Annotated in this window: 15 protein-coding genes; 4 read left to right on the forward strand and 11 right to left on the reverse strand. The window is 69.6% G+C overall.

Annotated features, from left to right (window positions below; all coding sequences use genetic code 11):
• Positions 1-117: 117 nt before the first annotated feature.
• From K2224_RS18170 to K2224_RS18190, 5 genes are all read right to left on the reverse strand, one after another.
• Positions 118-969, reverse strand: coding sequence for a putative RNA methyltransferase (locus tag K2224_RS18170; RefSeq protein ID WP_221907565.1), 852 nt, complete (start codon positions 967-969; stop codon positions 118-120).
• A 455-nt stretch (positions 970-1,424) separates the two neighbouring features.
• Positions 1,425-2,816 carry an MFS transporter gene (locus K2224_RS18175; RefSeq protein ID WP_221907566.1) on the reverse strand — a complete coding sequence of 464 codons (1,392 nt, stop codon included), beginning with the start codon at positions 2,814-2,816 and terminating at the stop codon, positions 1,425-1,427.
• Between the two features lie 191 nt (positions 2,817-3,007).
• A complete protein-coding gene (locus K2224_RS18180; RefSeq protein WP_221907567.1) occupies positions 3,008-3,268 on the reverse strand; it encodes a hypothetical protein in 261 nt (86 codons plus the stop codon).
• Between the two features lie 19 nt (positions 3,269-3,287).
• Complete coding sequence (locus tag K2224_RS18185; RefSeq protein ID WP_221907568.1) at positions 3,288-3,569, reverse strand: transcriptional regulator; 282 nt, start codon at positions 3,567-3,569, stop codon at positions 3,288-3,290.
• 41 nt (positions 3,570-3,610) lie between these two features.
• Positions 3,611-4,105 (reverse strand): hypothetical protein, encoded by a 495-nt coding sequence (locus tag K2224_RS18190; protein ID WP_221907569.1) that lies wholly within the window; start codon positions 4,103-4,105, stop codon positions 3,611-3,613.
• Positions 4,106-5,201: 1,096 nt separating this feature from the next.
• Here K2224_RS18190 and K2224_RS18195 point away from each other — a divergent pair.
• Both K2224_RS18195 and K2224_RS18200 read left to right on the forward strand, forming a co-directional pair.
• Complete coding sequence (locus K2224_RS18195; protein ID WP_260692765.1) at positions 5,202-5,633, forward strand: hypothetical protein; 432 nt, start codon at positions 5,202-5,204, stop codon at positions 5,631-5,633.
• A 280-nt stretch (positions 5,634-5,913) separates the two neighbouring features.
• Complete coding sequence (locus K2224_RS18200) at positions 5,914-6,396, forward strand: hypothetical protein (protein ID WP_221907570.1); 483 nt, start codon at positions 5,914-5,916, stop codon at positions 6,394-6,396.
• A 75-nt stretch (positions 6,397-6,471) separates the two neighbouring features.
• Here the strand turns inward: K2224_RS18200 and K2224_RS18205 are convergent, their stop codons facing one another.
• Entirely contained in the window at positions 6,472-6,987 is a 516-nt protein-coding gene (locus K2224_RS18205) for a DUF1203 domain-containing protein (RefSeq protein WP_221907571.1), read from the reverse strand.
• Between the two features lie 169 nt (positions 6,988-7,156).
• A complete protein-coding gene (xylA, locus tag K2224_RS18210) occupies positions 7,157-8,326 on the reverse strand; it encodes a xylose isomerase (protein WP_221907572.1) in 1,170 nt (389 codons plus the stop codon).
• A 298-nt stretch (positions 8,327-8,624) separates the two neighbouring features.
• Here xylA and K2224_RS18215 point away from each other — a divergent pair, with 298 nt between their 5' ends.
• Entirely contained in the window at positions 8,625-9,125 is a 501-nt protein-coding gene (locus K2224_RS18215) for a hypothetical protein (RefSeq protein WP_221907573.1), read from the forward strand.
• 162 nt (positions 9,126-9,287) lie between these two features.
• On the opposite strand, the gene K2224_RS18220 is transcribed toward K2224_RS18215, so the two are convergent.
• A complete protein-coding gene (locus K2224_RS18220) occupies positions 9,288-10,151 on the reverse strand; it encodes a maleylpyruvate isomerase family mycothiol-dependent enzyme (RefSeq protein ID WP_221907574.1) in 864 nt (287 codons plus the stop codon).
• Positions 10,152-10,264: 113 nt separating this feature from the next.
• Complete coding sequence (locus tag K2224_RS18225) at positions 10,265-10,831, reverse strand: rhodanese-like domain-containing protein (RefSeq protein WP_221907575.1); 567 nt, start codon at positions 10,829-10,831, stop codon at positions 10,265-10,267.
• Positions 10,832-10,910: 79 nt separating this feature from the next.
• Here K2224_RS18225 and K2224_RS18230 point away from each other — a divergent pair, with 79 nt between their 5' ends.
• Entirely contained in the window at positions 10,911-11,192 is a 282-nt protein-coding gene (locus K2224_RS18230) for a metal-sensitive transcriptional regulator (RefSeq protein WP_221907576.1), read from the forward strand.
• 86 nt (positions 11,193-11,278) lie between these two features.
• On the opposite strand, the gene K2224_RS18235 is transcribed toward K2224_RS18230, so the two are convergent.
• Entirely contained in the window at positions 11,279-12,043 is a 765-nt protein-coding gene (locus K2224_RS18235) for a sulfite exporter TauE/SafE family protein (protein WP_221907577.1), read from the reverse strand.
• 173 nt (positions 12,044-12,216) lie between these two features.
• The gene (locus K2224_RS18240) at positions 12,217-13,593 is read right to left on the reverse strand and encodes a rhodanese-like domain-containing protein (protein ID WP_221907578.1); all 1,377 of its coding nucleotides are present in this window, start codon (positions 13,591-13,593) and stop codon (positions 12,217-12,219) included.
• Positions 13,594-13,784: the final 191 nt, after the last annotated feature.

Genomic DNA, 13,784 nt, shown 5'->3' on the forward strand with positions numbered 1-13,784 from the left:
GCGGACACAGCCCTTGGCCTCCCTCGCCAGGAGAATGTGCCCGCCGCGGCATCGGAAGCCGATCGCTTCGATGACGCGGCGGTGATCGGCCCAGCGGGCGCGTCCGCCCGCTCGTGTTCACCGAGGCCGGTAGGCGGTGGCCAGTACGGAGACGGTGACCCGGTCAGGCAGGATGCCGTCGTCGTCGAGGTCTGCACGGTTCAGGTGACGTGCGCTCGGCGTCATCCCCACCAGGTCCAGTGCCTCCTGCCCGGTGAGGGGCGTGGAGTACTCGATCTGTTCGGTAACGACGGCCTCGAAGAAGGGGTCCAGCCCTTTGCGCAGTCGTTCTTCCTTGCCCGGGTCGATCGTGACCAGTGCGGGTACCTGGCCGCGCAGCTCGGCCAGGTGCCGCCCGCTAGGGCGCACCACGATCAGCCTGCCGGTCGGGCGCAGCACCCGGTGAAACTCGGATGGGTTGCGCGGGGCGAACACGTCCAGCACGACATCGGCCACCCCTTCGGCCAGCGGGAAGGGACGGAAGACGTCCCAACTCGCCGCTGCGGCACGTTCGTGGAGTCGGGCTGCCGAGCGCAGTGCGCGCACCGAGGAGTCCAGGCCCAGGCCACGGGCTCCGGGCAACTGGTCGAGTACACCAGCCAGGTAGTAGCCCGTTCCGCACCCGACGTCCACCACCGTGCCGTGTTCGGAAGCGGTGCCGGCCGCCAGGCAGGCCACCGCCTGGCGGATGGTCGTATACCTGCCGGTGGACAGGAACCGGTCCCGGGACCGGACCATGGCGGCGTCATCACCGCTGGTGGCACGGGTGCCCGTCAGGAGGCTGACGTAGCCGTGGCGGGCGATGTCGAAGGAGTGCCCCGCCGGGCAGCGCAGTGCGCCGCGGTCGGGGTCCAGGCGGGGCGCGCGGCATATCGGGCAACGCAGCAGGTCGAGGAACGGTTCGAGGGCAGCGGGAAGCAACACAGGCACAAGGCACTCCTGGCAACGGCGAAAGGGAAGGGGAGGAGGAAGAAGGCGTGCCCGCATGCGTGCTCGAAGGTCACTGCCGTGGGAAGGAACGGGCAGTGCCGGAAAGATGACTCACGCAGCAGGCACACCAAGGAGGGCGATGCCGTCCGACATCGCCCTCAACGCCTTCCGATCACAGGAAGCAGTAGTGCGGGTTGCTCATGAATGCCATGCCCTGAGTCTATGAGCTCCGGCGGAGCACTTCGCCTTGCCCTCGCCCTGCCCCTCCCCTGCCGTCGCCACTGGCTGCGCCCATGGCTGCCCGGACCGCGGACAGGTCGGCGAACACGTGCAGTTCGGGCAGCTCCTCGTAGCGGTGAAGGACCTCAAGGATCCAGGAAGATCCAGGAACATCACCCACTGACTGCGGCGACCAGGACATCGTGCGCTGCCGACACGTCTTCAGCCACTGCCCTTTACGCGGCGGTCCGGGGCCGGGCGGGGCCGCTACCGGCCGCGGAGGTTGCAGTCGACTGGTTGTGGACGGCCAGTTGTGACAGGACCGCTGCCGCGAATCCGACAGCGCCCAGCACCAGGGTGATCACCATGAAGCCGTGCGTCGCTGCCACGCGCCCGCCATTCGGAGCGAGATCCAGATACACGGTGCCGAAGAGCGCGACACCCAACACCCCGCCCACTTGGAGGGTCGTGTTGAACAGCCCGCTCATATCCGACGCGTACTGTTCCTCCACAGCGCCGGTCAGATGGGTGAGGGTCCCGCTGAACGCGGCTCCGTACCCCAACCCGCCGAGGCCGAGCAGGATCGCCAGGTACACGCCGCTGGTCATGCCGGCCCACACCCCTGTTCCGATGCCGGCGAAGGCGAGCGCGAGCAGCAGGGTGCCGAGGGGGTCCACCCGGTGTCTGACAGTGGTGGGGATGCGTCCGAGCAGCGGGCCGGAGACGCCGAAGGCGGCCACCCAGGACACCAGGACAAGGCCCGAGCAGGTGGCGCTCCTATGGAGTCCCGCTTGCAGATACTGCGCCAGCACGAAGAGCAGAGCGAAGTACGTTGCCCGGGTGGCGGCCTGAGAGATCAGGGCGTACGCCACCGGCTTGCGAGTCAGGAGAGACAGGGTGATCAGTGGTTGCCCGCCTCGCCGGCCCACTCGGCGCTCAACCCCGACGAACCACGCGAACGCGGGCAGGCTTGCGGCGAAGCACAGCCACGTCCAGACCGGCCAGCCCGCATCACGGCCCAGCACCATGGGCAGTACGAGCAACAGCAGCGCGGCAGACAGGACGGCCACACCCGCCAGGTCCATGCGCTGCGTGCCGCGCCGCCCGTCTGCCGGAAGGGAGCGCCGGCCAACAACGAACAGGCAGCACCCGATGGGGACGTTGATCAGGAAGATCGGACGCCAGGCGGTCCCGAACAGATCCGCCGATACCAGAACACCGCCGATGACTTGGCCGAACACCGCGCTGCCCGACAGTACCGCCGTGTACCACCCCAGGGCCCGACTGCGGTCAGGGCCCTGGAAGTTGAGCTGGATGCAGGTCAGTACCTGCGAGGTGAGCAGCGCGGCACCGGCGCCCTGTACGACTCGGGCCACCACCAGTAGGACAGGTGTTGGCGCCAGGCCGCAGGCCAACGACGCGAGGGTGAAGATCGCAAGACCGAGCTGGAACATCCGTCGATAGCCTCGCGCACCGCCCAACCGCGCGCTGGTGATGAGCAGCACGGCGTAAGTGAGGGTGTAGCCGGAGACGATCAGCTCCAGTTCGGCGCCGGAGGCGTGCAGATGATGCTGGATCGTGGGGGTGGCGACGTTGACGATGGCGATGTCCACGTTGCCCAGGAACATTCCGCCCAGTAAGGCGGTGAGCAGCCACCCTGAGTGTTGCGGCCTTTGTGTGGCCTCAGTCAGCCGGGTTGCCTCAGCCATCGGCTCCCTCTTTGCCCGTTCGAACGCTTTGGTTGACTCATGTTGCGGGCATGAGTCAACCGGAGCCGGAGGAGCGGAACTGGCGATATTCGGACGTGGTGTTCGTCCAGTCATGCCAGGCAGTGGCGCCGTTCCAGATGCCAAGGTCGGAACCTGGGCAGCCAGGCAGGCACCGCGGCCCGGTAGGCGGTCCAGGGCTCGCCGTAGCTCTCCCGCATCCGGCCTCCCTCGTGCCAGGTGGCGAGGCCGGCACCGTAGGCGAAGGCCGCGGCGGCCCCGAGCAGCAGTGGCACGGCGAGAAGCTGCCCGGCGACCGCCTCACCGACGAGCCAGCCGTCACCGAGTCGCACGACGGGGGCGGCGAGCGGCATCGCCGCGCCGAGGCTCCCGTTACGGTCCGACGATGGCGCGCAGTGCGGCGAGGTGCCTCTGGTATGCCTGTCGTCCCTCGCGGGTCAGGCGTAGCCACACGCGTTGGCGGGTGTCGCGCACGGCTTTGCGTTGCTCCACGTAGCCGGCCTCCATCAGCACGGTGACGTGCTTGCTCAAAACCGAGGCGGACACATGGAGTTGCTCTTGCACTACTGCGAACTCGGCTTCGGCTGCGGTGTCGAGCAGAGCACAGATGCGCAGTCGGTTGGGGGCGTGGATGGTGGCATCGAAGCCGTCCATCGGATCACTCGGATCACTGTCACCACTGGACCTGTCGGCCCTCACGACGTTTTCCGGTGCAGGCGGACGAAGGCGCGGTGGAAGGCGATGGACACTGTGGCACCGATCGCGGAGGCGGCGAACAACCACACGGACTGCCCGGTGGCGTGGAAGACAGCCACTGTTCCGACCAGCAGGACAGGCAAGCCGATCATGAGCGGCAGCGTGGCGCGCTTGGGCAGGACGTCCAGACGCAGTGCCACACCGGTCTTCCGGCGCCAGTTGGCGGCGGCGAGGGCGAACAGTGCCAGGTGCCCCGCGATGGTGAGCACCATGATGACGCTCCAGGCGGGCTTCGGCAGCAGCCACTGGGGGCTTGCCGTCATACCCCCGAGGATCGGCGGTATGGCCGCGATATACAGCGTGAGGACCGTGGCGAACCAGCGTGGCCATGGGGTGGCGGACAGAGCAGCGGTGGATGCCTGGAGGCGTTCGAGTTCGGCCAGGGCGGTTCGGGCCTGCTGCGGGGTTGGGCGGAGGGCTCCGTCGGTTTCCATGTTGGAAACACTAACTGTGTGTTTCCAACATGGCAAGCCTCGATTTTCCAAGGCGGAAAGCGTCTCGCGCTGCACGAGGAAGAGGTGCCTCGACCGTCTCGGGAATGCCTGCCTGCGGGGTTGGTGTGCCCCGCCGCCTTCCACGTTGCGCGCTCTCGAAGGGGGAGCGAGGCATAGGCATCGCCGTAGATGGTCCCGCCTGCTGCTGACGGCTCCTATCGCGTGCCCAGGGAGACCCCCACGCTCAAGCAACAACGAGTGGGGGACCGTCGGACGGGGCCAGGCAGAAACCTCGATTGACCTTCACCTTGTGGGAAGCCTGAGCATCGGTGGGGCCGGGCGACGTGCTCGGCATGAGGAGGAGCGAGCATGTGGTTGCCGGCCATCGGGACGTTCGCGAAGGCGTCCCACCTGTCGCCGAAGGCGCTGCCACGACACTCACCACGATGCTCTGGACCGGATCGCCGCTGGTCGACGAAGGGCGCCTCGGTCCGTATGAAGCCAACTCCCACCCCCAGCCGACCCGACAACGGCAGCCGCGTGGTCGCCGACGTCACGAAGTTCCAGCAGTAGTTCCAGCAGTAGGAGCCAGCAGCATGCACTTTGCGTTGCACCAGATCCGCTCTCGAGAACTCATCCGCGGAGCGGACGAACACCGCCTCGCCAAAGAGGTCAGGAAAGCCAGGCAAGCCAGACAGGAGGGCCGAACAGGCTCCCGAGGCACGGCAGCCGGCTCCCCGCAGCCTGCTTCACGGCGTCTGCTGGCCTGGCTTCGCGGGTGACCGTCACGCTGCCTACGGTTGAGGGGGGCGCCGACCGCCGACCTGTCACACGCCTCCGTAGGCACCACAGGTCCAGGCACCGCAGGTCATAACCCCACCCTGCCCGTTCCTGCCGAAGCCGTGGCAGAGTCCTCCACATGGAGATATCCAGACCCAGATACGTTGCTGCGGGCCTGTTCCTGGGAGCCGCATTGGCCTTGACCGGCTGTGGCCGGCAGCACGCCGGCCAGACGGTGGTCGGCCCCGGCGCCAGCGCCGGGGGCACCGTCTCCCCTTCACCCACGCGGTCTCCCGTCGGACCCGCACGGGGCAACGTGGAGCCCGACTCCCATGACGGAGCCCCGCACTACCACGAGAACAACGGCTTCAAGGTCCCCAAGGACATGTCCCCTGCCAGCGAGGAGATCGCACGGAGGGAGGCCGGTCGCATCGAACCGGTCATCAAACGCCTGTGGGAAAAGAAAGTGTGGGACCCGAAGAACGTGCGGGTGGCACTGCTTCAGCTCGGCTACCGCAACGAGGGGCCCGACAGTGATCAGGGCCGTGGAACGCTCATCGTGCAGGACATGGGAACCCGGCTCGGGCTCACCGACACGCACCCCGTCAGGCCCGAGGGCGCCCTCGTTGCCCTGCGGGTGCGACACGACGCCTGTGTGACCGCGTTCACCCAGCCGACCAACTACCAGGTCAACGTCAACGGCCGGTTCCTGGAGACCGGTTGCTTCGAGCCGAGTGGTGGGCACTGAAGGACGAGTGGCGGTCGCTGAAGGCCGAGCGGCGTCGCTGAGTCCCGCGACGGCGCCGCAGGTTCAGGTAGATCACCTGCGGCTCCGTCCGGCCCGGTGACTGGCCGATCCCTGGCCGATCCCTGGCCGTTCTCGCCGCCGTGGCTGCGTGCACTGTCGCGATGTGAATCGCAACGTGAATAGCGATGTGAACGTCTGCCCTCGGTGACGGGCTTCAGTGCCTCGTCGTGCTACGGGCGATCGGGTGAGCAAGTCGCCCAGGCGTTCCCGGACTTCGGGATTGGCATTCATCGCCGCCCACGGTTCCGTCCTGTTGAACGCGAACCGCAACACCGTACTCAAGCAGATACTCACTGTCGGGCTCGTGATCGGAGTCGGGTACGGGATCGCGTTCGGGCTGGTGAACACTGCCCTGACCGGGATCGGAGCCGGATTGGTGGCCGGATTCACGATCGCGCTCGGGGCCGGCACCATGACCGCCCGGGGACGTTGGGTGATCCTGGCCCGGATCTGGCTGCCCCTGACGGGATGGTTGCCGAGGGAGCTGGACGCGTTCGTGCCGGACGCCTGCGCGCGAGAGGTGCCGCGCCACGTCGGCGCGGTCTACCAGTTCCGCCACGCCCAGCTCCGGGACCGCCTGTGCAGGACCGCCGACAGCCCACCCGAGCGCATCCTGCACCGGACCGCCAACGGCAACGCCAACGGCAACCCTGACCGCCTTTGCGACGCCGCCGACACCGATGATGACGGCCAACTGTGCTGATTCTGCTGGCTATTGAACGGTTCGGCAGAGACGGAAACGTTCACCCAGGTCGCACGTCGGGCACAGCGTCGGCCGCTACTCCTCGGCGGCCGGACGTCGCACCTCGAAGTGGAAGCATCCGTATTCCAGTGCCCGCACATGCACCAGCACCACGTCCGGGTCGCCGAACGCATCGTCGAAGGCGGCATCGAAGCCGGCCGTGGCCTCGGCCGGGATCTCCAGGAGGCGACCACCTGCGATATGGCCCCGGGCGTCGTAGCGTCGCACGGTGCGCAGGGCGCCCGGCCGGTCGAAGGGGTAGTTCTCGCCGGGGGTGAAGCCACCGCAGTCATCGGCGTGGATGAAGACGGGCCCCTGTTCGTCGTACGCGCCCGGATCCGCACCCGTCGCGGCGGCCCAGCGACGCAACGGGGCATAGGAGACGAGGGCGATCCGCTCGCCGGGCGTGATGGGGCGCAGACAGCAGCGCAGCGGCGAGCCCTCGTCGTCGGGGGTCGCGACGTACGGGGCGCAGGGGCGGCCCGCGTCGTCGGCAACCCGCAGTTCCTTGAGAACGGTCGCGTCAACTGGGAGCACGGTGTTCCTGGTCATGTACCCATGCTGGACGGAAGGGCTGGTGCTTGCTGGCAGGAAACGGACGCCACGTTGATGCTCGTCCACATCGCATGGACTCGTCGGCGTGATGAACAGCGTCTTCACGCCACTCGTGGCCGAGGTGTTGGAGCGTGCCACCCGGATCGCCGCGCAGGCGACCCCGAGGTCAGCGCGCGCCCAGCAGATGCTCCACGGCCAGTTGGTCCAACTGCTCGAAGGCCATGCCGCGTTCGCCGGCTGCGGTGGTGTCGAACTCCTCGAAGGCACTCCGGTCGGCGAGCAGCGCGGCGAGCCCGTCCTCCGCGGTGGGCCGCGCGAGATCGTCCAGGCGGGCCGCGCGCAACGCCTCCCGGACCCGGAGGTCGGCGCGGAAGGCGGCGGCCCGCTCCCTGAGGATCAGGTAGGTGCGCATGCAGCCCGCGGCGGAGGCCCACACCCCGTCGAGATCCTCGGTGCGCGGCGGCTTGAAGTCGAAGTGGCGCGGGCCCTGGTATCCCCCGCTCTCCAGGAGGTCGACGAGCCAGAAGGCGGCGCGCAGGTCACCGGCACCGAACCGGAGGTCCTGGTCGTACTTGATACCGGACTGGCCGTTGAGGTCGATGTGGAAGAGCTTGTCCGCCCACAGTGCCTGTGCCACGCCGTGCGGGAAGTTCAGCCCGGCCATCTGCTCGTGCCCGACCTCCGGATTGACGCCGTACAACTCCGGGCGGTCCAGCCGCTCGATGAAGGCGAGGGCGTGGCCGACGGTGGGCAGCAGGATGTCACCCCGCGGCTCGTTGGGCTTGGGCTCGATCGCGAAGCGGATGTCGTACCCCTGCTCCAGGACGTACTGGCCGAGCAGGTCGAACGCCTCCTTCATCCGGTCCAGCGCGGTGCGTACGTCCTTGGCCGCGCCGGATTCGGCGCCCTCGCGGCCGCCCCAGGCAACGTAGATGCCTGCGCCCAGTTCGACCGCCAGGTCGATGTTGCGGATCGTCTTGCGCAGTGCGTAGCGGCGGACGTCGCGGTCGTTGGCGGTGAAGGCGCCGTCCTTGAAGACCGGGTGGGTGAAGAGGTTGGTGGTGGCCATCGGGACAGTCAGTCCGGTGGCCTCCAGCGCCCGTCGGAACCGCTTGACGTGTGCTTCACGCTCCGCGTCGCTCGCGCCGAAGGGGATCAGGTCGTCGTCGTGGAAGGTGACGCCGTACGCCCCGAGTTCGGCGAGCCGCTGCACGGACTCGACCGGATCGAGGGCTGGGCGGGTGGCGTCGCCGAAGGGGTCCCTGCCCTGCCAGCCGACCGTCCACAGGCCGAAGCTGAACTTGTCACCGGGGGTGGGCGTGAAACGATCCGTCATGTCCGGCCGCCTTCTCTCTCCACCGAGCCCGACGGACGCCGGGCCCTTGTTGTTTCCTGGCCTGACCCATCATGCCCGCACGGCAGCGGACGTTGCCGCCGGCAACCTCTGCCCGCACCGTCGTCCTGCTGTGGTTCACGGCGCTGTCGCCGCATCCCTTCAGCTAGCCGCAGGCCGAGCCTGAGCGGCTGACCGGCGCGTCAGGCGAACAGCAGTGCTCCCTCATAGGAAATCCTCACCAGTCCCTCATTCGGGCAACCTTGCGGTCGTCGGTTGGCGTACCCGGCGCCGGAGACTGGTGTGGCTGCCCGTTGTCGCCGGTGTCGGGCTGGTCGTCGCGCTGCTGGTGAAGTGGTACATGGACGCCAACGCGCCGGCCACCGATCCGCCACCGATGTCACTGTGGTGGCGGATCGGAGGCACGGCGGCGGCGTTGGGTGGCGCCGTGCTGGGCCGGCGGGGTGCCCGGTGGTGGCGGCGAGTGCTGTCGGTGCCGGTGGTCCTGATGGGCCTGTTGCGCACGGGGCTGGTACTGAACCAGTGGATGGGCTACTTCCCGACCGTGCAGGAAGCCTGGTCGCAGTTCACCGCCGGCCCGCTGCCCGACCAGGTCGACGCTTCGCAGCTGAGCGCGTTGCAGACCAAGGGGAGCACAATGACCAGCGGTCGCGTGGTGGGGGTGGAAATTCCGGATACGGCGAGCCATTTCACTCACCGCGAGGAGTACGTGTACCTGCCTCCTGGCTGGTTCACGGGAACCCATCATCCGCCGCTGCGCACTCTCATCCCGGTCCAGTGAACCCTGCCCACTCGAACGGCGGGTCGCCAAGCGGCCATCGGGTCGTCAAGTAGCCATCGGGGAAAAGGAGTTGCCGTACTCCATGGTACGCCGCCCGACCCCGCTGTCGGCTCGTTCTCCGGCGCAGGTCAGAAGGCGGCGCGGGTCAGAAGGCGGCGCGGGTCAGAAGGCGGTGTGGGCGAACCAACGATCGAGGAGTGCGGTTTCGCCCGAGACCTGGATGGCAGATTCCTGGTCCTGGTACGACCGTCGCCCGTAGAGCAACATCAGAAGGTCCGCCGCCTGGCCCCGGACCGTCACCTGCGCCCCGGGCTGCCCGGCGTCGGTCCCCGCCGACCCGCCTGGCAGCAGACGGAAGCCGTCCGGGTCCAAGCGCACCCGCCACTCCTCGCCCACCCCGCCGCTGTCACCGCTGTCGCCGGTGGCGTCCAGGCACTGGAAGGCGATCACCTCGCCGTTGCCGCGAAGCTTCGTCACGGCCGGGGCGAAGAGTCCCGCGTAGGGCAGGTTGACGAGGAACTCGTCCACCCCGTCCGCCGCCAGCACGGGGTCGATGTCCGATTCCCGGCCGACCGCACGCTCCGCGTCCACCCGGTGCACAAGGGTTTCGAAGAACATCCGACGGGCCCAGAACCGCGCGTACTGGTCCTCTCCCCAGGCCCACATGGCAGCCTGGGGATCCGTCTCCCGCAGCACGGCGATCACCGCAGGGACGCCCTGCGCCACCCAGTCGGCATACTCCTCGACGCGTTCCGGCAGCCCCAGTTCCACCTCACGGCTGCGTGGCGGCTCCTGCACCAGGCGGCTCAGCAGCGTGCAGAACCAGCGCTGCAACGCTCCCACGTGCTGCGTGAGCTCGGTCAGCGTCCAACCAGGGCAGGAGGGCACGGCGGTCTTGGTATCCACGCCTTCGACCACCTCGGCGAAGCGCAGCGTCTCGCGCTCGATCGCCTGCTGATAGGTGTCGTAGGGCAGCGGGTGCCCCGCCCTGTTCGTCGTCACCATCTGCTGTCGCCTTCCGTCCATGGCGCGGATCCGTCGCGGCCAGTGTGAATGTTGGAGTCCACTCGAAGGCAAATCCGGCGTGGACGCCAGGCGGGGCGCCGTGAGCCGTGAGCCGTGAGCCGTGCCGGACGGTGTCAGTCGGTCAGGGCGGCGAGGGTGGTGTCGAGGTCGGTGGCCTTGGACTGGTTGTACGGGAGCTTGGCGAGGATCCTGGCCATCCCGCAGGTGTCGGTGAGGGCGGAGAAGACCAGGCCGCCGGCGATGCCCGCGGACAGCAGGCGGGCCTTGGGCCAGCGCCGACCGGCCAGCAGTCCGGTCAGGACGAGGGAGCCGGCGGCGAGGCGGACCTGGCGCTCCATCGCCCATACGGCGCGGGAACCGGCGGGGCGCTGCACGTCGTGGCCGAGCTGCGTCCAGGCAGTGGTGCCGCCGGTCAGACTGGCGGCGGCGATGCCGTACTCGGCCAGGCGCTCCCGGGCCTGGCCGGAGCGGACGCCGGAGGCGCACACGAGGAGGAGGTCGCCGCGGCCGGCGGCGGTCCGCAGGGCGGGCAGGGCCGCATCGAGATGGTCCAGGGGGATGTTGTGTGCGCCGGGCAGGTGGCCGGAGGCGTATTCGCCGGGGGTGCGGACGTCGACGACGGTCAGCTCGTGCAGGCGGGCGTGGGCCTGGGTGGCGGTGAGGGAGGCGGTGGGTGCCATGGGGATTTTCCTTTGCTCTTGATGAGTTTCCCCTTCGATAGGATACCCGAGGGGGTATTTTCGTGAAGGAGTGTGGGCTATGGATCTGACGATGGCGGCCGAGGAACTGAAGGCCGTGGTCAACCGGCTGCGCCGGGCGCAGGGACAGATCGCCGGTGTGATCAAGATGATCGAGGAGGGGCGGGACTGCGAGGACGTGGTCACGCAGCTGGCGGCCGCCTCCCGGGCCCTGGACAAGGCGGGTTTCGCGATCATCGCCACCGGTCTACAGCACTGTCTGTCCGATACGGACATGGCCGCGCCGGAGGACCGGGAGCAGATGCGCGCCCGGCTGGAGAAGCTGTTCCTGTCGCTGGCCTGAGCAGCCGGTGCCGTTCACCGAACCACGCGGCTCGGGTGAATCCGCTCAGCGAATCGGCTCGGGTGAATCCGCTCGGATGAATCGCCTCAGGTGAAGGTGTCGACGAGCATGAAGGCGGCGACGGCCAGCAGCACGACGGCGAAGGTGCGTTGGAGCAGGGTGCCGGTGACCTTGGCGGCCAGGCGCTTGCCGTCCCAGGCGCCGAGGATCGCGGCCCCGGCGAAGGGTGCGATCAGCGCCCAGTCGATGCCTGCCGTGGTGGCGCCGCGGGTGACGAGCGAGGCGAGCGAGTTGGCCGAGATGACCAGCAGGCTGGTGCCGACGGCGGCCTGCATCTCGAAGGCGAGCACCGTGACCAGGGCGGGGACGGCGAGGAAGCCCCCGCCGACCCCGAGCAGTCCGGTCAGCGCGCCCAGTCCCGCGCCGGTGCCCGCGGCCTGCACGGGCCGCGACGCCGCCGTCCGACCGCTGCCCGGCCGACCGCTGCCCGTCCGGCCGGGGCGCAGCATGCGCACCGCGGCGAGGGCGGCGACGGCGGCGAACGCGGCGGTCAGGACCGGCTGGGGCAGGCGGGTGGCGACGGCGCCGGCCGCGGCGGCGGGCAGCAGTCCGGCCGCGGCGAACAGGGCGCCGGCTCGCCAGCGCACGTTGCCGGTACGGGCGTGGGCGCACAGGGCGGTGAGCGAGGTGGCGGTGACGATGATCAGGCTTGCGGTGGTGGCGGCGGCCGGGGTGAGGCCGAGCAGATAGATCAGCGCGGGCACCGCCAGGACGCTGCCACCACCGCCGAGTGCGCCGAGCGCGAGCCCGACCGCGGCGCCGGCGACCAGGGCCAGGATCAGCGCACTCACGCTATGCCGCCGCGGGGCGGGCGGCTCAGCGGCAGGCGCAGCGCGCCGGCCACGCACAACGCACCGGGTGCGCACCGGACCTGATGTCCCGTCAACGTATGCAGCGGGGTGTGGCGGGCTGGGCTACGGCGAAGAAGCGAGAACATGGTTCGGTAACTCCGTATCGGGGTCGATCAGTTGGCGCCGTCGGGCCCGGTGAGGGTGAGGCCCGCCGCGCTGGCGGCGTCGAAGCCGTCGTCGACGGCGACCACGTCACGGCCGGCGGCGTCGAGCAGAGAGGCGGCGATCGCCGCGCGCATCCCGCCGGCGCAGTGCACCCACACCACCCCGTCGGGCACCTCGCCGATGCGGCCGGGCAGTTCGTGGATCGGGATGTGGACCGAGCCGTCGACGAATCCACCCGCCCGCTCGGCATCGCGTCGTACGTCCAGCACCACCGTCTGCTCGCCGCGCGCACGCGCCTCGGCGAGGTCGGCGAACCGGGCACGCGGGAAGGCGGCGAGGTGCTCGCCCTCCCGGACCCAGCCGGCCGGGTCGCCGGTCGCGGCGGCGGCCGGACGGTCGATGCCGACCCGGACCAACTCCCGCTGCGCGTCGGCGATCTGCTCCGGTGTCCCGGCCAGCAAGGTGACCGGCCTGCCCCACGGGATCAGCCAGGCCAGGTAGGTGGCGAGCCTGCCCTCGCCCTCGAAGTTGAACGATCCGGCCACGTGCCCCTTCGCGAAGGCGACCCGGTTGCGCAGGTCCACCACCCACTCCCCCGCGGCCAGCCGGGCTGCTATCTCCTCGGCGTCCGCGAGCGCGGGCGGGGTGAGGTCGACCGGCGCGGGCCCGGCGGCGTTGGTCGGCGCCATGTGCGCGTAGTAGGCGGGCACGTCGTCCAGTCCGGCGAGCATCTCGACGACGAAGGTGTCCACGTCCTTGGTCAGCGCCTCGTTGGTCCGGCGTTCCCGACCGATCGTGGTCGCCTCCCCCTCCGCCTGGGAGGAGGAGCAGAAACTGCCGAACCCGTGCGTGGGCAGCACCGGGACCCGGTCGTCCAGTTCGTCGGCCAGGCGGTGGGCCGAGGCGTACTGTGCACGGGCCAACCGGTGCGTCAGGCGTGGCTCGACCAGGTCCGGCCGGCCCACGGTGCCGATCAGCAGCGACCCGCCGGTGAAGACGGCGACCGGCCGGCCGTCCTCCTCCAGCACGTAGGAGGTGTGGTGCGGAGTGTGGCCGGGGGTGGCGATCGCCCGCAGATCCAGGTGCGGGTCCACCGTGAACGTGTCTCCGTCGGCGACCGCGGTGCGGGCGAAGGCGACCGACGCCCCGGCCGGCACCAGATAGCGGGCCCCGGTCACGCGGGCCAGCTCCAGGCCGCCGGTGACGTAGTCGTTGTGCAGATGCGTCTCGGCCACGAGGGCGATGTGCGCCCCGCGCCGTGCCGCCGCGGCGATGACCTGCTCGATGTCGCGCGGCGGGTCCACCACCAGCGCGCTGCGGGCCCCGCCGGCCAGGTAGCTGCGGTTGCCCAGCCCCTCGAATTCCAGGGTGTCGACGAAGAACACGACTACGACTCCTCTTGAACGGCGATGTACCCCCTGGGGTATTGGACACTCACCATAACAGGGTACCCCCGGGGGTATTCCAGAGCGGGAAGCGCGCCCTCGACGAGCGGCCCCTCACCTGCCACGGGTACCCGGCGGGGCGGCCGGAGGTCGGCCAAAGCCGGCCAGGCGCCGTCCGCACCACCGCGGAC

Source organism: Streptomyces sp. BHT-5-2 (genome assembly GCF_019774615.1).
In the GTDB taxonomy this organism is placed as follows: Bacteria; Actinomycetota; Actinomycetes; order Streptomycetales; family Streptomycetaceae; genus Streptomyces.